General features: G+C 52.9%; 15 protein-coding genes. 4 read left to right on the plus strand and 11 right to left on the minus strand.

All coding sequences use genetic code 11. The features are described from left to right. Positions 1-9: 9 nt before the first annotated feature. From ACO0LL_RS19360 to ACO0LL_RS19375, 4 genes are all read right to left on the minus strand, one after another. A complete protein-coding gene (locus tag ACO0LL_RS19360; RefSeq protein WP_422952450.1) occupies positions 10-438 on the minus strand; it encodes a DUF2170 family protein in 429 nt (142 codons plus the stop codon). 183 nt (positions 439-621) lie between these two features. Further along, positions 622-1,545: a M23 family metallopeptidase gene (locus tag ACO0LL_RS19365; protein ID WP_422952451.1), complete on the minus strand. Its 924-nt coding sequence runs from the start codon at positions 1,543-1,545 to the stop codon at positions 622-624. A 50-nt stretch (positions 1,546-1,595) separates the two neighbouring features. Then, the gene (locus ACO0LL_RS19370; RefSeq protein ID WP_422952453.1) at positions 1,596-1,823 is read right to left on the minus strand and encodes a hypothetical protein; all 228 of its coding nucleotides are present in this window, start codon (positions 1,821-1,823) and stop codon (positions 1,596-1,598) included. After that, positions 1,823-2,323 (minus strand): low molecular weight protein-tyrosine-phosphatase, encoded by a 501-nt coding sequence (locus tag ACO0LL_RS19375; protein WP_422952454.1) that lies wholly within the window; start codon positions 2,321-2,323, stop codon positions 1,823-1,825. The genes ACO0LL_RS19370 and ACO0LL_RS19375 overlap by 1 nt, the downstream gene beginning before the upstream one ends. A gap of 168 nt (positions 2,324-2,491) precedes the next feature. On the opposite strand from ACO0LL_RS19375, the gene ACO0LL_RS19380 reads away from it, so the two are divergent. Beyond that, complete coding sequence (locus tag ACO0LL_RS19380) at positions 2,492-3,028, plus strand: GNAT family N-acetyltransferase (protein ID WP_422952455.1); 537 nt, start codon at positions 2,492-2,494, stop codon at positions 3,026-3,028. Here ACO0LL_RS19380 and ACO0LL_RS19385 read toward each other — a convergent pair. Then, the gene (locus tag ACO0LL_RS19385; protein WP_162044311.1) at positions 3,025-3,294 is read right to left on the minus strand and encodes a hypothetical protein; all 270 of its coding nucleotides are present in this window, start codon (positions 3,292-3,294) and stop codon (positions 3,025-3,027) included. The two genes, ACO0LL_RS19380 and ACO0LL_RS19385, sit on opposite strands and share 4 nt — an antisense overlap. 53 nt (positions 3,295-3,347) lie before the next feature. Here ACO0LL_RS19385 and ACO0LL_RS19390 point away from each other — a divergent pair, with 53 nt between their 5' ends. After that, positions 3,348-4,883 carry a tetratricopeptide repeat protein gene (locus ACO0LL_RS19390; RefSeq protein WP_422952456.1) on the plus strand — a complete coding sequence of 512 codons (1,536 nt, stop codon included), beginning with the start codon at positions 3,348-3,350 and terminating at the stop codon, positions 4,881-4,883. Between the two features lie 2 nt (positions 4,884-4,885). On the opposite strand, the gene ACO0LL_RS19395 is transcribed toward ACO0LL_RS19390, so the two are convergent. From ACO0LL_RS19395 to ACO0LL_RS19405, 3 genes are all read right to left on the minus strand, one after another. Next, a complete protein-coding gene (locus ACO0LL_RS19395; protein ID WP_422952457.1) occupies positions 4,886-5,278 on the minus strand; it encodes an MAPEG family protein in 393 nt (130 codons plus the stop codon). Between the two features lie 80 nt (positions 5,279-5,358). Beyond that, on the minus strand, positions 5,359-7,551 hold the full coding sequence (locus ACO0LL_RS19400) for a molybdopterin cofactor-binding domain-containing protein (protein WP_422952458.1): 2,193 nt from the start codon (positions 7,549-7,551) through the stop codon (positions 5,359-5,361). Continuing rightward, a complete protein-coding gene (locus ACO0LL_RS19405) occupies positions 7,548-8,027 on the minus strand; it encodes a (2Fe-2S)-binding protein (RefSeq protein ID WP_422952503.1) in 480 nt (159 codons plus the stop codon). Before ACO0LL_RS19405 ends, ACO0LL_RS19400 begins: the two co-directional genes overlap by 4 nt. A 160-nt stretch (positions 8,028-8,187) precedes the next feature. Here ACO0LL_RS19405 and ACO0LL_RS19410 point away from each other — a divergent pair, with 160 nt between their 5' ends. After that, a complete protein-coding gene (locus tag ACO0LL_RS19410) occupies positions 8,188-9,378 on the plus strand; it encodes a sensor histidine kinase (RefSeq protein ID WP_422952459.1) in 1,191 nt (396 codons plus the stop codon). Then, entirely contained in the window at positions 9,375-10,169 is a 795-nt protein-coding gene (locus ACO0LL_RS19415; RefSeq protein WP_422952460.1) for a LytR/AlgR family response regulator transcription factor, read from the plus strand. The genes ACO0LL_RS19410 and ACO0LL_RS19415 overlap by 4 nt, the downstream gene beginning before the upstream one ends. A gap of 157 nt (positions 10,170-10,326) precedes the next feature. Here ACO0LL_RS19415 and ACO0LL_RS19420 read toward each other — a convergent pair whose 3' ends face one another. The 3 genes from ACO0LL_RS19420 to ACO0LL_RS19430 all read right to left on the minus strand — a co-directional run bounded on the left by ACO0LL_RS19420 (position 10,327) and on the right by ACO0LL_RS19430 (position 18,972). Further along, complete coding sequence (locus ACO0LL_RS19420; protein WP_422952462.1) at positions 10,327-12,414, minus strand: M13 family metallopeptidase; 2,088 nt, start codon at positions 12,412-12,414, stop codon at positions 10,327-10,329. A gap of 102 nt (positions 12,415-12,516) precedes the next feature. Further along, positions 12,517-14,136 (minus strand): M28 family peptidase, encoded by a 1,620-nt coding sequence (locus ACO0LL_RS19425; protein ID WP_422952463.1) that lies wholly within the window; start codon positions 14,134-14,136, stop codon positions 12,517-12,519. Positions 14,137-14,211: 75 nt separating this feature from the next. Next, on the minus strand, positions 14,212-18,972 hold the full coding sequence (locus tag ACO0LL_RS19430) for an NAD-glutamate dehydrogenase (RefSeq protein WP_422952464.1): 4,761 nt from the start codon (positions 18,970-18,972) through the stop codon (positions 14,212-14,214). Positions 18,973-19,250 lie beyond the last annotated feature (278 nt).

The following is a 19,250-nucleotide window of genomic DNA, read 5'->3' on the forward strand; positions in this document are numbered from 1 at the left end:
GTAGTCCCCTTATTTCAGATATTCAGTGAATACATCTAAAGCTTCAATCGCGTTATCAGCCACCATGGCGACATCGATGGCGATGTCTTCCACTGATGCATCATGTGCCAGCGATCCATAAATGACATAGTGCTGTCCTATGCGGCCAAAATTGGAAAGCGGAATAGAGATATTCAAATCCATCATGGCTTCCAGCATCTCTGCACGACGTTCTGGCTTGATTTCTTCTTCTGTCCACAGATAACAAATGCAGAGTACCTGGCTGGGGGATACGGTGACAAAGACGGGCAACTCGGCCTGGCTCTCTATGCTGATGCGCATGACTGGCACACCTTCTGGCTCCGTCACAGGCAGTAAGCTGGCACTGACATCCGCCAGACCCATGCGCCTGGACAGTATATTTTCTATGCCTGCCAAGCGCTTCATCAGCTCTTCCATACAACTCCCTCAGTTCTTTAAGCAGTTACAAAAAAGAATACAAGACATATTATGTCGTATTTTAAGCGTACGACATAAAATGTCAAGGGAGAAAAGTGAAAATATTTTTATGCTTTTTAAACAATTATTTAATAATGGGCCAATGTCAGCGGGATGTGCGCCAGCACGTGACGAAGCGAGAATTCAAGAAGCTGACAGGCAACGTATGACCGCGTCGTCTACTGCTTTGCCACCAGGCAGGCATTCGCGCAGGGACTTTCTGGCTTTGGCTTTACTGGCGTTGACGGTTGGCGTATCAGGTATCAGCCAGCTTTGGTAGCGAGGTGTGAATACACCATCGTGAGAATTATGAAAACGGAACGGCAGGGAAATGATGGTGCCGTTCTGATTCACCTGTACATGGAAATGCAGATGCGGCGTGGCAGAGTAACCACTATTGCCGGAAAGCGCCAACACATGGCCCGCGTCTACACGCATGCCCGGCTGCACCTGGCTGGAGTTTTGCATGAGATGAAAATAGTCAGCCCAGGTGCCGTCATCATGCAGGATGCGAACATAATTGGCCTTGTCAAAAAATTCGGCCTCAATCCTCCCATTGTCGGCAAACTGGCTGATCACTTCCACCACGTAACCGGCACGCGCCGCCACCACTGGCGTACCTACGGGCATATCGATATCGACGGCATAACGGGTGGCAACACTCTGATGGGTAAACTGCGGGCCATCGGCGGCCTGCACTATCTGGAACCCCTGGCCAGCGACGAAGGGAATTTGATAGCTGGCATTCACATCATGCCGAGCATTGGGGTCACCCTGCACGAACTGGCTACTGTAATCGATGGTATAGCCAAATTGCCCATTGGCGGCAGATATCTGTACTAACTCCATACTCTGGCCACCCGTCAGTTGCGCCTGTATGGGCCATCTTTTACTCGAGGTCAGATTACTGAAACTGCTGAGTTGCAAGGTAACCGTGACTGGCATGCGGCTGTTATTGGTCGCCAGCAAAGCATTGGAATATGCACCTCTGACGGTTTCGATTTTTACCAACTCATTGCGGGCATGTGCTGGCAAGGCAAAGCCGAGGAAAATCCCCAGGCTGAGCATACTGTTAAGAAAGATTCTATTTGATTGCATGAATAAAGTTACAGCGGGTTTCAACGCCTGGCATGCCAGATCGTGCGCCCGCCCACATTACGACTCTCCAGTTCACCAGCATTGCGCATGTTTTCAAGTGCTTGCGATACCATGGATATTTGTAAGGGTTCACCTTGCCAGTCTATCCAGAATCTGGCAATACCCTCGACAGTATCAGCACTATCAGGGCGCATTTGCAAATACTGGCGTATGGATTTCATGATGAATTCGAGATCTTGTGCCTGCATCAGGCTTCTCCTTTTTTGACAGACGTCTCTTGCTGGACAGCGCGCACCAGGCCAGCGCTAGCATCCTCGATATAATCCAGCACCAGGTCAAAACCATCCGTCCCGCCATAATAGGGGTCGGGCACGATGTCGCTGTCACTGTGGTTCGCATAATCCATCATGAGTTTGAGCTTGTGCTGATGTTGCGGTGGGCAGGCAGCTTTCATGCGTGCCAGGTTATCCTTATCCATGGCCAGCAACAGGTCGAAACTTTCAAAATCATCTGCAATGAGTTTGCGCGCCCTTTGCTGCGACAAGTCTATGCCACGGCGCGCTGAAAATTGTTGCGAGCGCGGATCAGGTGCCTCGCCTATGTGATAGGCATGGGTACCGGCAGAATCGATATGCAAATCCAGCCCTGCTGCCCCGGCGTGGGCACGGAATACGCCCTCGGCACTGGGTGAGCGGCAAATATTGCCCATGCAGACAAACAGGACAGCCTTGGTTGCAGAAGTTTTCATTGCCAGCTCAGGGATTTAATATAGGGATTTAATAAGAAGATAAAATTTTCTATTGCTATTGACATGTTAACACGCTGCCTGGCGCACGCAAAGCCAGATTCTGGGGCAAGAAACACATGTTATTATTTCAGCCCATCGCCAGCCAGAATTCATCTTACCTAGACAGCCATGACAGAAAACACCGCAGACATCCATTTCCGCCCCGCCGTTGATGCCGACGCGGACACTATCGCGGCACTGGTGAACAGTGCCTACCGTGGCGACAGCAGCCGTGCGGGATGGACTACAGAAGCTGATTTGTTACAAGGCTCACGCATATTCCCACCTGAAGTGCGCGGACTGATTGCCAATCCCGATTCCGTGATCCTGCTGTGTTTACAAGGTGAAGACATCATCGGTTGCGTGAATCTGGAAAGAACTGAAGGTGCCGCCTACCTGGGCATGTTTGTGGTGCGCCCTGTGCTACAGGGTAATGGCTTAGGCAAGCATTTCATGCAGACTGCTGAAAAACATGCGCAGAAATTATGGGGCATCAACAAGATATGGATGACCGTCATCAGCGTCAGGAAAGAACTGATTGCTTACTACGAGCGCCGTGGCTATGTACGCACAGGTCGCTTCAAGCCCTTCCCATCCGATAATGGCAAGGAACAGATGCTGGTAGAAAACCTGCAGTTTGAAGAGATGGAAAAAATCCTGGACTAAGTTTTAGGCTCCTGGGGATAATAAATACTGACGGCGATGGCAATGCAAAAAGCAATGCCTACGCCGTATAGCAGGCGTATGTCGCTGCCGATGACGTAGGGATAAAACATCAGGCCTACAGACAGCCATGTGACACGCTTGTTGGTTTTTTTCCTGCCATAGTAAAACGCAGCCATACCGAGCAAGCCAAAAACAAAGGCGGCAATCAGGTAGGCGCGGGAAGGTAACAGGCTCCATAAAAGCGCCAACAATTCCTGTTCATCCATAGCATTAATCCTTGATAAGATAGTCCAGATAGTACAGGAAATTGAACAGTAGAATGAGCAAACAGATCAGCGCAATATTGCAACAGGCAGTTGCACTGCACCAGCAAGGCAAGCTGGATGCAGCAGAAGCACTCTACCTGCAGGTTTTACAAAACCAGCCTGAGCATTTTGATGCCTTGCAACTGCTCGGCGTCATAGCAAAACAACGTGGCGATGCCGGGCTGGCAGTGACACGCCTGCGCGAGGCGATTGCTATCGATGCACAGCAGGCGATTGCGCATGGCAACCTGGGTGCTGCCTTGCAAGACCTGGGGCTACCAGAAGAAGCTTTGCTCAGTTATGACCGGGCGCTGCAATTGAAGCCAGACTATGCCATGGCCTGGAATAACCGCGGCAATACGCTACGCAGCATGGGCAAACTGGTAGCGGCCCTGCATAATTATGACAAGGCTCTGCGCCTGAATCCCCGCTATACAGAAGCTTTATTAAACCGCGGTATCGCCCTGCAGGAAATGGAAGAGCACCAGCAAGCCTTGCAGGACTTTGATGAAGCGCTGACATTAAAACCGCAAGATGCCGCCATCCATTTTGCCCGCGCCTTCAGCCTGCAATGTTTACGGCTGGAAGAAGATGCCATCGCCGGGTATGAAGATGTCCTGCATTTGCAGCCTGGGCATATACAAGCTTTGTACAACCGGGGTATCTGCCTGCAAAAAATACAGCAATTCCCCGCTGCTGTGGGTAGCTTTGAACAGGCAATAAAAATCAAGCCAGACTACATCAAGGCGCATCTGCAATACGGCAATACTTTACGCCAGATGGGACAAGAGGCTGCTGCTGTCGCGGCCTGTCAGACAGCAGCAAAACACTGCAAAGACGAGACAGAGCTGGCACACATCAATTATGCGCTGGCAGCATTGGGCGTGATGGATGCACCCGCAATGTCACCACCCGCCTACATTGCAGATTTGTTTGATCAGTACGCTACGCATTTTGATGAACATTTGCTGGAAGTCTTGCATTATCAAATCCCCGCTTTGCTCGGTAAGGCAGTCAGCAAACATGTCAAAGCCGGGACTGGTAATTATCTGGACCTGGGTTGTGGCACAGGCTTGTGTGGCACTTATCTGCGGCCAACAGCCAGCAAACTGACAGGCATAGACTTGTCAGAAAAAATGCTGGCCCAGGCCAGAAAGACAGGCTTGTACGATGAACTGCACTGTGCAGAAATCAGCGACTGGCTGCAAGTACAAGACCAGGATTTTGACCTCATCATGGCTGCCGATGTGTTTGTCTATATCGGTGCACTCGATACCGTATTTGCTGCGGCCAGCCGTGTCATGCGGGCTGGTGCAGTGCTGGGGTTTTCAGTGGAAGCTGCAGTGGAAACCACAGATGACACAAAGAATGAAAGCACAGATTACATTTTGCGTCCATCCCAGCGCTATGCCCATCGCTATAGCTACCTGCAAAAGCTGGCGCAATTGCATGGCTTCAAGATCGTTGAATCCAGCCAGGAAATTGCACGTCAGGACAAGGGCGAAGATGTACCTGCCCTTGTCATGGTCATGATCAAAACCCAGGCCTAAGCCTAAGCCATCAGCAAGATGGCGATGCTGGTTGCCACGCCACCTGCCCAGACCAGGGTACGCAAAGTCCCCTGGTTCATCAGATAGACGATGATGTAAACAATACGGATGGCAATAAACAATACTGCCAGTTGATCTATACGTGTCTGGTCAGCATGGGCTTGCTGTGCAAGAACAACCGCAGCAATAAACAAGGGCAGAGCTTCAAAGCCATTTTGTTGCGCCGCATTGGCACGCTGCCGCCAGCCACTCAGGTTTTTGGCCCACTCCCTGGGATTATCATTGTCATACCTGCCTGCTTCACGCGGCACTTTGGCTGAGCCGCCCTTGGCCAGGCCAACTGATACTACCGGTAACAGGCAGGCTGCCAATACGCACCAGTTTGCTATCGTCATTTTTATCTCCTGGAATAGTGTGAATTCAAATTTGAGAATTGCACGATACCAGCAGTCACCACAAGCTGCAGTAAATATTTTTATGCCACCAGCGACCATCCGGCCTGCGTTAAAGGCAGACGCGTGACGGGCTTGCCACTGGCTGCCAGCAAGGCATTGGCAATAGCCGGGCCTATCGACGGCGGGCCTTCTTCACCCACGCCTTCCGGCCTGTCACCGGTACTCATGACCATGACGTCGAGTACGGGCGTCTGTGCCAGTGTGACCAGGCGATAGCTATCAAAATTGCCCTGTTCCACCTGGCCATCCTTGAAACTGATTTCGCCAAACAGGGCAGCAGATAAACCAAACAAGGTACCCCCCATCATCTGTGCCTCAACTGCTTTGGGATTGGCGACAACTCCCGGGTTGATGCCAGCAGTAATTTTTACCAGTCGGAATTGCCCGGGTTTGCTGACCGCAATTTCAACAATATGCGCACTGAACAGGGCGCTATTGCCGTTCATGGCAAAACCACGATAATGGTCCTTGGGCAAGGGCTTGCTCCATCCTGCGCGTTCTGCCAGCGCATTCACAAAGGCAAGGGCTTTGGGATTATGCTGCAACAGACGACGACGGTATTCCAGACTATCCATGCCCGCCTTGCGGGCGGCCTGTTCCAGCGTATGCTCAAGAAAAAAACAATTTTGCGAATTGCCTACTGAACGCCAGTAAGAACAGGGAACGCCAAAATCTACGCGTGTCCAGCGCGTATCGAATAAAGGGAATTTATAAGTGTTACCGAACCAACCCATGATAAAGGTCCAGTCAAGACCATGCCTGGCCGGGCTATTCGTGACCCGCGTATATTCGAGTAGTGAGGGGCCCGCCGTATCGAGCCGCAAAACCATGGGCAGATAATCTTTATCCAGTGCCAGTTGCACGCGGGCAGCGGTAATGGGTCGGTAATAACCAGCCCGCATATCGTTCTCACGCGACCAGATGGTTTTAACGATGGCACCGGCAGCTTTGGCGATCAAGGCGGCCTCGACAGCAAAATCATGTTCCAGCCTGCGGCCAAAACCGCCGCCTACGTGCTGGGTATGTATCTGCACTTGCTCAGGCTGAAAACCCAGTGCCTTGGCGACGCCATTTTGTGTGTCCGTCTGGCTTTGGGTGGAGAGCCAGACTTGTGCACCTGTAGCAGTCACTTCAACAGTGGCATTCAGGGGTTCCATCGTTGCATGCGCAAGGAAAGGCACATCAAAGCTGGTGTCGATAATGCTGCCTGCCTCTTTCATTGCAGTCTCTGCAGCACCTTCTTTTTGTTTTTTGGGACGAGGGAAGAGCTTGCCATCGCCAGCAGCAACTGCCCTCAGCAGGCTGATGCGCATCTCTGCGGTGTTGATGCTGGCATGCGCACCATCCTGCCATACCGGCTTCAACAATTGCACGGCCTTGCGGGCTATCCAGTAACGCTCTGCCACTACCGCCACAGCGTTCGGCAGATGTACTACCTTGCGTACACCCTTCACGGCCAGTGCAGGGCTGTCATCCACGCTTTGCAAGCTGCTCCCAAAGCGCGGCGCATGTAGGACGGCTGCCATCAGCATGCCTGGTCTTTGCACATCAATACCAAACACGGCACTGCCATCTACCCGCGCCGGGATGTCTGGGCGTGGTGTTGACTGCCCCAGCACCTTCCAGTCCCTGGGAGATTTGATGACAGGTTTTTCTGGTGGTGCCAGTATTGCTACCGCCTTGAGCAAGGCGGTGTATGGCAAGCTGCGGCTTGTAGCAGTATGATTTATTTGCGCATTGCCTGCAGTACAATCTTTCACCTCGACCTGCCATTGCAAGGCTGCTGCCTGCAACAACATTTGCCTGGCCGCAGCACAGGCTGGTGCTATCGTTTCCAGTGCAGAATTAAAACCTGCACTGGCAAAAGTCGTAATGCCGGGTGGCCATTCCCGGTGGAATTGCTTGACGACTGGTGCATGTTCTATGCGTACATTGGCGATGGGCATCTCCAGCTCTTCGGCCACGATCTGGGCAATCGCCGCATGTGTGCCTTGCCCCAGATTGGTGACCGTGGTGTAAGCAGTCACCACACCTGTACCATCCATGCTGAGCCAGAAATCAAAGGGCGAATTAACGGGTGAGACTGTCTTGTTTGCGTCATCTGCTGCCAGGCCATCAAGCATGGGTATGGTGCTGCTGCCCAGTATCCATGCACCGGCCACCAGGGAAGACTTAAGAAAATTCCTGCGCGCAGGCGAAACCAGGGTAGTCATGCTTTTACCCCTTTCTTGCCTGCCAATGGCTTGAGCTTCGCAGCAGCAGTATGTATGGCTGCCCTGACGCGCGGATAAGTACCGCAACGGCACAAATTGGTCATGACAGCATCGATTTGCTTGTCGCTGGGATGTGGTGTGGTTTTCAGCAAGGCAGCCGCCGCCATCAGCATACCCGACTGGCAATACCCACATTGCGGCACCTGATGCTCTATCCAGGCTTGTTGCAGGACATGGCTGCGATCAGGCGACAGGCCTTCTATCGTCGTGATGTTGCGCCCATTCAGGCCTTCTACCGGCACGAGGCAACTGCGTTGCGCCTGACCATCCAGATGTACGGTGCAGGCACCGCACAGGCCGGCACCGCAGCCAAACTTGGTGCCTGTCAGGCCCAGGTCTTCACGCAGTATCCAGAGCAGGGGAGTATCGCCATCTGCCTGGCATGTGCGTACCTGTCCATTCACTTTGAGTTTCACATCCATGTGCTTCCCTTTGCCTTGGCAATTTAATTGCAGAAATTGATTATCTGGCAGCGATAAACCGTCATGGCAAAGCTTGTGACGAAACCCCGAAACCCTGTCTCTCCTACCTCCCTGCGCAAGCAAATATGGTCATGCAGACTGTTATACTGCTGCCATGGAAAATGCCCGCCCAGATACTCCCGCCCTGAACCAGGCTCACCCTGTCACGGCGATCAGCTTGCTCAAGCTCTTGCTGAGCAATATCCTGGTATGGACCAGCCTGTGCGCCATTGGTGCGCTCGGCAATTATGGTGACCTGATCAAGTACGGAACTACCCAGCGCAGCTTTAGCGAGATACTGTGGTTCTGGGTCAGCAGCCATCTGTTGATGATGGTGTTCAGTACCTGCCTCTACCTGATTTTCATGCGGTACGAGCGATTTCTCAGCAAGGCGAAAGGCATAGCGCTGGCCTATGCAGTCATGCTGCTGTGCTTTCTGCCACTGGAAGTGATGTATATCGCCATTCTCGATCTGCTCAAGGACAAACCCGGTTTTGGCTTGCAAGATATCGTCAGTACGGCCTTCAATATGCGTAACTTTACGATTTTCCTCGAATTTGCCTGGTCCACCGGCACCTTCATTGCCGTACTGGCAATTTGCACCTGGCGACAGGCACGTGTGCGTGAATACGCCCTGCAGCAATCCATGAACGATGTTTTACATCTCAAACTGGACCTGGAGCAGCAAAGGCTGGATGCCCTGCGCGGGCAATTGGAGCCACACTTCATCTTCAATTGCCTCAATGCCATCAGCGCCCTGGTCAGGAGTGATGACAAGCGCATCGCCCTGACTGGTCTGAACCGCTTGAGTGATCTATTGCGCTATGCGCTGACGGCCAGCAGCAAGGACTGGGTAAGCCTGGAAGATGAAATGACATTCATACGCGATTACCTTGAATTGCAAAGACTGCGCTATGGCGCACGCCTGCAGATCAGCATCGCCGGTGATACCACCAATGTACTGGCAGGTGACTGTCCGCCGCTGCTGCTGCAACCCTTGCTGGAAAACGCCTTGCGCCATGATCTGGATTGCCACGAAGGCAGCAGCGATATCCGCATGCAATTCAAACTGGATGGCGAAGAACTCCGCATCAAAGTCAGCAATACCATCAGCTATGGTATCGCCGCCAACCCTGGTCTGGGGCTGGGCTTGCCGCAGACACGCGCCAGACTGGAATTGATGTATGCCGGACGCGCCAGCATGCATAGTGGCCGCATACAAGATGAGGGGCAACAACGCTATGAAGTAGAAATCCGCATGCCCTTGCAGATGCCGGAGAGTGCGACAGAGAGTAAGGCAGCATGAACAATATTCGTACACTGATCGTCGATGATGAAGAACCCGGGCGGGCCAACTTGCGTTATGCCTTGCGGGATCATCCCGGCTGGAGCATCGTCGCTGAATGTGCAAATGTGGCTACGGCGCGCGAAACACTGGATGCGTATGCGGTCGATGTCATTTTTCTCGACATACAAATGCCCCGCGAAACCGGCCTGATACTGGCACGTGAATTGAGTACCCAGGCAACACCACCGCTGGTGATTTTTGTCACAGCCTTCAACGCCCATGCGATAGAAGCCTTTGACCTGCACGCACTCGATTATCTGCTGAAACCTTTTGACGATGAGCGTCTGGCACTATCGCTGGAACGTGCTGCGGCCATGCTCACGCAGCGCCAGCAAGCCAGTTATGCGCAAGCCATGAGCCAGTATGTCAAAGCTGAAGATGAGTCAAAAAAAGAGCAGCCGGCTTACTGGCAACAAGTCAGTGTGCGCTCGGTAGGCCGCATAGAGTGCATACAGCTGGCAGATGTCTTATGGATAGAAGCGGCAGGAAATTACATGCAATTGCACTTGGCACAGAGACAGGTATTGCACAGGGTTGCTCTGAGCCAGCTCGAAAAACATCTGGACCCGGCGCAGTTCATGCGCGTGCATCGCAGTGCCATTGTGCGCTGTGACCAGCTCAGCCAGCTTGAGGTATTGGGAGATGGGGTTTATCAATTGGTGCTCGCCAGTCAGGACAAAGTCCCGGTCAGCGAGCGCTATGTTGCTGAGGTCAGACGGTGCATGCATGATGGCTCGCGAACGGCCTGACATCTTTTTTTCTTAAAACCTGTTTACGATCTGTAGCGAGCGTGCGTCAGCGGGGTGAAGAGCAGCGCAAAAAGCGGAATGTACTCTAGTACATGAGCATTTTGAGCAGCACATGAGTCCCGATCACGCTCGCTCAGTAAGATCGTAAGCAGGTTTTTTACCAAACCTTGACCCTGTCCTTGGGTGCCAGATAAAGTTTCTGGCCAGGTTGCACGGCAAACGCGTCATACCAGGCATCCAGATTACGCACGGTCAGTACACGGTATTGTCCTGGCGCGTGTTCATTGGTAATGATTGCCGTGCGCAGGGTTTCATCACGCATCTTGCCGCGCCAGCTGCGGGCATAGGCGAGGAAGAATTCCTGTTCATCTTCCTTGGTAATGGTCTGGCCTTTTTGTTTCATCGAGGTACGATAGGCATCATAGGCTGCCATCAGGCCAGCCAAGTCAGCAATGTTTTCACCCAGGGTCTGGGCACCATTAACGGACAAATCAGGGAAAGCCTTGTATTGATTGAACTGGGCGATCAGGGCTTTGGAAGACGTCTTGAAATGCGCAAGGTCAGCCTTGCTCCACCAGTTGCGCAATTCGCCTTTTGCATCAAACATGGCACCGGAATTATCAAAGCTGTGACTGATTTCATGGCCTATGGTGGCACCCAGAGCGCCGTAATTGGTGGCGTCGCTGGCGGCCAGGTCAAAGTTCGGTGATTGTAAATACGCCGCCGGGAAATTGATGGCATTTTGCAGCGGCATGTTGACGGCATTCACCAGTTGCGCATTCATGCACCATTCAGTGACATCCACAGGCTGGCCAAATTTTGCCAGGGCACGGCTGTATTCAAATTCCTGTGAACGTTCGCGGTTGCCATAGGCATCATTTGCATCGACCACCAGGCCAGAATAATCGCGCCATTTGTCCGGATAACCGACACCTACATAAGTCGATTTTATTTTGGCTAGCGCTTCTTGCTTGGTGGCTGGCGTCATCCATTTCAGCGCCTGTACTCGCTCGCCAAAGGCAGCCAGGATATTGCTGACCATACCATTGATGCGGGTTTTAGAATCAGGTGAGAAATTCTCAGCCACATACAATTTACCGACTTCTTCACCGACCGCATTATTGGTCGCTGCCACTGCATATTTCCAGCGCGGCTGAGGCGCTTTGGCACCGCTGAGTGCGCTGTAAAACTTGAAGCGCTGATCAAAGAAGGCCTGCGGCAATACCGTAGAACGCGTATTGATGGCATGGAAGCGCAAATAGTCCTGCCAGCTTGCCAGCGGCGTTTTCGCTACCAGTGCCGACGATGCCTTCAATGCAGTGGGATGCCAGATGATGAATTTGCTTTGCCCATCCAGACCTGCTGCCTTGAAATAGGCTGCCCAATCCAGGCCTGCGGCTTTTTTATTGAAGTCGGCCAGGGTCCAGGTATTGTCCGCCTTTAAAACATCCGAAGTGTCTTCACGATTCGCATGGCCTTTGGCGATCAGCATTTCCAGATCAAAGACACGTTTGGCGGCTTGCTCGGCATCCGGCACATTTGCCAGCTTGAATGTCGCGGCGATGTGGGCCAGATAATTTTTCCGAATCTCTGCCATCCTCGGGCTGGGTGACAAATAGTATTCACGGTCAGGCAAACCCAGCCCACCTTGCAGCAGGTAAGGCATGTACTTCGTATGGTCATGGAAGCCTTGCGACACCCACAGGCCAAACAGGTTTTCAGTAAAAACATTGGTGGCGTTGATAGGATCAACGTCGGCACGCAAATGCTTGCCCAGGTAAGTCGCCAGGGCGGCTTTGTCCTTCAGGTCGGCTATGCTTTGCATCTCGCCCTGCAGCGGTGCCAGGCGACGTTTGTTGATGACATCGGTATTGAGGTAAGAAGTGTAGAAATCACCGATCTTGCGCACGGCACTGCCTGCTTCTGCCTTGGTCGATTGCTCTATGATTTTCAGGACCTTGGCATCAGACTCTTCTTTCAGTACATCAAAAATACCGACGGCGACTTTGTCGTCAGGGATGACGGCAGTTTTTTCCCAGCCGCCGTTGGCATAGCGGTTAAAGTCGTCACCGGGGGCAACTGCGGTGTCCATGCCGCTTTCTTTTTTTGCCGGAGCTACGTTTTTTGCCGCTGTTACAATGGGAGCATCAGCGGCATGCGCCATGCTGTGCAACAAAGGCATGGTCAGCATGACTTGCAGGCAGACGCTGGCGATGGGCTTTAATTTAAATATTGTCTGGTTCATTATTTTCTTTCTTATAAATTCTTGTAGAGATTTTGTCTAAGGATAGACAGCATAGGCTTGGAAATCATTTTCCAGAACAAGTTCAAGCATCTTTTTATTGTTTCACTTCCTTACTTTCGCAAACGCATCATTTTCCTTCCAGGCCGGCATTTTTGCGGCATCAGCAATTTCGCGTCCCAGGTTCAGGGTGAACTGTGCTTGCTCAGTCATGCCGGACAGATCCCAGCTTGGGTCATACTCATCCGTGACCTGATGATAACGCTTGCCATAGCCACGCGCCTTTTCCTGCGAGGCTTGCGGGTCATTGATGTAGTCACGGCCGCTGCCTATGGAAAATGCCGGTACGCCCGTCTTGGCAAAGCTGAAATGGTCGCTGCGGAAATAACCACCAGCGACATCCACACGCGGCGGTGCAACTGTCATGTTCATGCCTTGCGCGACTTTGTTGGCAGCAACGATGAGGTCACTGCGGTCGGCGCCAAAGGCGCTGATATCTTTGGTGCGGCCCACAAAATTAAGCGTATCAAGATTCAGTGCTGCCGCTGTCTTGTTCAAGGCCCAGAGCGGGTGTGCAGCATACCAGGCACTGCCTAGCAGACCCTGCTCTTCGGCGGCGACCCAGAGGAACATCTGGCTGCGTTTGGCTGGTTGTGCAACGGCTGCTTTTGCCATCGCCAGCAAGGCTGCCGTGCCTGAACCATTATCGACAGCGCCATTATAAATCTGGTCACCTGCACCTTCTTGCTTGCCCAGATGATCCCAATGTGCGCTGTAGATCACCAGTTCATTTTTCAGTTGTGGATCAGTGCCAGGTACGATGCCTGCGATATTGAATTGCTCGAGCTGGCGTATGTGCGATTTTGCTTCACCCTTGAGCCTGGCCTTGATGGCGACGGGTTTGAAATCCTTGCGCTCAGCTGCCTGACGCAAGGCATTCAAATCCAGGCCTGATGCGGCAAACAGGGTATTTGCTGCGCCATCGGTAATCCAGCCTTGTATCGCCAGACCTTTGGCATCTTTATTGGCCAGCTGGAATTGCTCACCCATACCACCGTTTTTCAAAACATCCCAGCCTATATTTGCTGACGCATCGGTATGTATCAGCAAAACCCCGGCAGCGCCACGGCGCAGGGCCTCTTCAGTCTTGTAAGTACGGCGGCCATAATAAGTCAGGGCTTTGCCGCCAAAGCGGTCTGGCTGCTCTGCGGTAGGCTGCGGATCATTGACCATGACGACCAGTATCTTGCCTTTGCAATCGACACCCTTGAAATCATCCCATTGCTCTTCTGGCGCGTTGATGCCGTAACCGACGAACAGCAATTCATGATCAAACTGGTGCGAGCTCACGGCATCACCCGCACTCCAGATCCAGTCTTCACCAAAAGTCAGGTTAAGCGACCTGGCAAGACGTATATTGACAGAGCTTTCCAATGGCAAGGACTTGATACCATTTATGCTGACTGCCTGCCTGTAGCTCTTGCCGTTGGCGGGCAACAGACCAGCTACAGCAGCCTGGGTTTCGAGATAAGCTACTGTCAGGTCACCGCCACGCTGGCCTGTGCCACGGCCTTCAAACAGGTCAGAAGACAAGAGTGCCAGATGAGCGCGCAAGGCGGTCTCATCAACTTTGGCAGAGTAAATCTGGGCAAAACCACAGGCAGGAAGTGTCAGGGCAAAGCCAAGCAAAGCCGCAGGCAAATAATGTAGAGGATGTTTTTTCATATCGTTATTATTCAAAACAAGGCAATAAAAAAACCGGCCTGTCAAAAAAACAGGCCGGCTTCATCTGTCAATACTTCAAGCCAGGTGACGCAGCTCGCGCAAGGCTACTGACACCGGTGCCAGGTCAGGCCCCTGCGCGCTGATGGTAGTCAACAAGGCAGTCAGCCTGTCTATGGCAGGTGCATGTTGCGCATGCCAGTTGCTGACATCTTCCTGGCGTGACAATAGCCCACGGGTGATCTGGCTGGCGATGGAATATACGTCATCCCTAGCGCTGCCGCGTGCCTGTGTCTGCCACAAAGTGTCTGTGGGCAGGCGGTTGATCTGATTGCGCCAGCCAGTCAGGCCCAGTTCATCATCAATGCCAAAATAAGCGCGCGCTGCCAGTTCCAGCGTGCTGCTGGTGCTTTGCGCCAGGTCAACCAGGTCGAGTGCCGGGAAGATGTATTCCAGCGCTGTCAGGTTTTGTGCAAGCGTGGCTTCTACCCCGGCTTGCGTCAGCGCCTCGGCTTCTTTTTGCCAGTTGGCATGGGCATTTGCTGGCAGCCAGTCTGCCAGTTGCCAGCGCAGTTCGCGGGCGGCTGGCTGGTAGCGTTGTATCAGCGTAGGCAAGTCAGTGCTTTGCGAGCGTATGCGCAGCATCCAGCGCGAGGCCCTTTGGGCAATCGCGATCAGCTTGGACAAGAGGTCGAGTTGCAGTTTTGAATCAACCTTATAATCCAGCGCATCAATCTGATCCCACAGCGCTTCCAGATCAAATATCTCGCGTGCCAGGGTGAAGGCGCGTATCACGTCAGCCGCGGTCGCACCTGCTTCAGACGCGATGAAGTTGACGAAGGTTGCACCGGCACGATTGACCACGGTATTGGTGATGAAGGTGGCGATGATTTCGCGCTTCAATGGGTGGTTGGAAATCGCTTCAGCAAAACGTTCGGACAGGACTTGCGGGAAGTAAGCTTTTAATGCACGGCTGAAGAAAGGATCATCCGGCAGATTGCTAGCGACCAGTTCATCAAACACTGACATCTTGGCATAGGCCAGCACGACCGCACCTTCTGGTGCAGTCAGGCCCTGCTTCAAGGCCTTGCGATGGAAGATTTCATCATCGCTGGGCAGATATTCTATGGCACGGTTCAGGCGGCCCTGTTTTTCCAGCGATTGCATCAGTCTTTGCTGGCCATCGAGTACATACAGTGGGCGGTGCGCGGCAATATCAAGTGCCTGGCTTTGATAATAATTATCGGTCAGGACCAGGTGGCCGACTTCATCTGTCATCGACGCCAGCAGGTCATTACGCTGCTTCAGTGTCAGATCGCCTGCTTCAACGATGCTGCCCAACAAAATCTTGATATTGACTTCATGGTCAGAGCAATCAACACCGGCAGAATTGTCTATCGCATCGGTATAAATACGGCCACCTTTTTGCGCGAATTCTATACGGCCATTTTGTGTGCAACCCAAATTACCACCTTCGGCCAGCACCTTGCAGCGCAAGTCATTGCCATTGACGCGGAAGGCGTCACCAGCCTTGTCACCGACTTGGGCATGGGTTTCATACTTGGCTTTGACATAGGTGCCTATGCCGCCGTTGTACAGCAAATCAACAGGGGCCTGCAAGATTGCACGCAGTAATTCTACCGGCGCCAGTTCGGCAGTTTCTATGCCCAGCACAGCACGTGCTTCCGGGCTCAGACTGATGGATTTCGCGGTCCGTGGGAACACGCCGCCGCCAGCCGAAATCAGGCTCTTGTCGTAATCATCCCAGCTTGAGCGCGGCAAATTGAACAGGCGCTGGCGTTCGGCAAATGAGCTTGCCACATCAGGTGATGGGTCGATGAAAATATGACGGTGGTCAAATGCCGCCACCAGTTTGATATGCTCGGACAGCAACATACCATTCCCGAACACGTCGCCTGACATGTCACCAATACCGGCGACAGTGAAAGCCGTATCCTGCGTATTCACACCCTGTGAACGGAAATGACGCTTGACTGATTCCCATGCGCCGCGGGCAGTGATACCCATTTTCTTGTGGTCGTAACCGACCGAACCACCGGAGGCAAATGCATCACCGAGCCAGAAACCATAGTCAGCCGAGACGCCATTGGCGATATCAGAGAAGGTCGCCGTGCCCTTGTCAGCCGCCACCACCAGATAAGGATCATCGACATCATGGCGTATCACCAGTTTGGGCGGCACTACCGCGCCTTTGACGATATTGTCAGTCACATCCAGCAAGCCGGACAGGAAGATTTTATAGCAAGCCACGCCTTCGGCCTGATAGGCTTCGCGATCTGTCGCTGGCGGTGCATTCTTGAGGACAAAACCACCTTTGGAACCAACAGGCACGATGACGGTATTCTTGACTTGCTGAGCTTTCACCAGGCCCAGGATTTCAGTACGGAAGTCTTCACGCCTGTCAGACCAGCGCAGGCCGCCACGTGCGACCTTGCCGCCGCGCAGATGCACGCCTTCAACACGCGGTGAATATACCCAGATTTCAAACAGGGGTTTGGGTTCTGGCACCCCCGGCACTTCACGCGGGTTGAGCTTGAAGCTCATATATGGCTTGAATGCACCAGTGGCCGTGGTTTGCCACAGATTGGTCCGCAGGGTCGCCACAATAGTCGCGATGAATTGGCGCAAGATGCGGTCTTCATCGAGGCTGGCGACATTGCTCATCTGTGCTTCCAGCTGTTCACGTATATGCTTTTGTGCCTGTTCGCGGTCACCAACATAATCAGGCTTGAAGCGCGCACCAAACAGTTCGGCAATCAGTTGGGTGATAGGTGCATTTTTGTTCAGGGCTGCTTCTATATAGTTCTGACTATAGGCAAAACCCAGTTGCTTGAAATAACGCGAGCAGGCGCGCAAGACGGCAATGGAGCGTGCATCCAGCGTGGTATTCAAGACCAGACGATTGAGGTCATCACTTTCAACCTCGCCGCCCCAGGCTTGCGAGAACAGGTTTTCAAAGCGCACTTTGACTGATGACAAATCGGTATTGGCAGGCAATTGCAAGCCAAGGTCATGTATCCACAAAGTCTCGGCACCGCTGACGATGGCATACGGATGTTCATCCAGTACCCTGGCACCCATATGTTCCAGCACAGGCAGGGAATCAGACAAGGCCACCTTGGCGGTGTTATAAATCTTGAAGCGCAGATTGCCCGGCCCTGCATCAAGCGGACGATAAAGCTTGACCATCATCGGTGCACCTGCGTTCAGGCTGGCTAGCATGTCGGCATCTTCTGCACCCACCAGGGCAGAGAAATCTTCACGGTAAGCTGTAGGGAAGGCATTGGCAAAACGGTTTGCCAGGCTCAGGCCATTGCCTTCACCATGCGAGCGCAGCAACTCTGCAGTGCAATCATCTTCCCAGCGTTGTGCAAGTTTGGCGATACGGGCTTCCAGCATCGCCAGGTTGACGTTTTGTGGTGCGACATCCTTGGCCCTGACCAGATAATGAATGCGCGCCAATGGGCTGTCGGTCAGCATGGGCGTGAATTCTATCGACTGGCCATTCAGCGCCATCATCAATTCATTGCCTATCTTGATGCGCAGCTCAGTGTTATAGCGGTCACGTGGCACAAACACCTGGGCCGAAGTAAAACGGCCAAAGGGGTCGCGACGCAGGAACAGGCGGGTGCGCTGGCGTTCTTGCAGACGCAAGATGCCGATCGCATGATCAGCCAGGGTTGCAGCATCAATCTGGAACAGTTCATCACGTGGATAATCGTCAAGAATGGCTTGCAGCGACTTGGCGGCATGGCTCTCAGGCACGACGCCGGAGGTATTCATGACATTCACCACGCGCTGGCGTACCAGCGGGATATTGCCTACCGGCTCAGAATAAGCCGTGGATGTGTACAGACCCAGGAAGCGCGATTCACCAATCACATTACCGGCATCATCAAAACGCTTGACGGCGATATAGTCCAGCCAGGCTGGTCTGTGCACAGTGGCGCGCGTCATGGCCTTGGTGACCATGACCATTTCTGTCGAATCCATCAAGGCCACCACTTCTGGCGGCAAACGGGTTTCCGGGGTTTTGACCGGGCCACGTAAAATACCCAGACCAGAATCAGCAATCGCCACCAGGCTGACATTGTCGCCTTCACGCTTCAGGTCATAGTCACGCACACCGAGGAAGGTGAAATGGCGGTCTTCCAGCCAGGCCAGAAAGGCAATCGCTTCATCACGTTTTTCGGGGGACTGGCTGGATTTCTCGCAGGCTGCACGCACTTCACGCGCACGCGCCAGCATGGGTTGCCAATCGACCACGGCACCGCGTACATCAGACAAGACACTTTTCAAATCTTCTACCAGCGCCTGCTGGGCTGCCTGATCGACGATGCGGTCACACTCAACCAGAATCAGGGATTCAACCGGATCAGTGCTGCCGGCAGCCTTTGCCGCTGCCACGGTGCTGACTGCAGTCACACTACCGCTCGCATCACGGGCCACGCTCATCAAGGGATGCACTATCCAGTGTGCGGTACGTCCGCTACGGTTGATCCCCATCGTCACCGAATCCACCAGGAAAGGCATATTGTCATTCACAATCTGCACGACAGTATGGTCACTGACAAAACCATCTTCTGCCAGGGTGGGGTTGAACACCCTTATCTTGGGTGTGTGCGCAGCCCGGGGAGCATCCAGCAAACGCCAGTGGGCATTGGCCTGGGCAAACAGGGTAGCTGGACCCCGGCTGATAATCTCATCCGGATCAGTGTTTTCAAAATAGGTGGTAATAAAAGAACCCTGGCGTTCAGATGCCGGGCCGGTGTGCGCTTGCGCATAAGCAATCAGCTCAGCGAAGTGGGAAGAGGTCATACGTTCTCCTACTGTTGGAAGATAACGAGAGATAAAAGTGCAAGTCTGTGCACCATATTGTGCAAGTATCCTCCATTATGCGGATGGAAACAAATCCGATTCTTATGCCAAGTCAAATTATGACAACAGCGGACATGGGGTAATTGTCAATTTGCATGAAGATTGATTTCAGAAGCAAGGTAAATAGCAAAAGATAAGTGCAACTAATACCACTTCCCTATAAAACATTATTTCTTTGTGACATTTGGCAAAATTTATTTAAATGTCCTTCATGTGAA

The organism is Undibacterium sp. TC4M20W, from assembly GCF_049340245.1.
Lineage (GTDB): Bacteria > Pseudomonadota > Gammaproteobacteria > Burkholderiales > Burkholderiaceae_D > Undibacterium.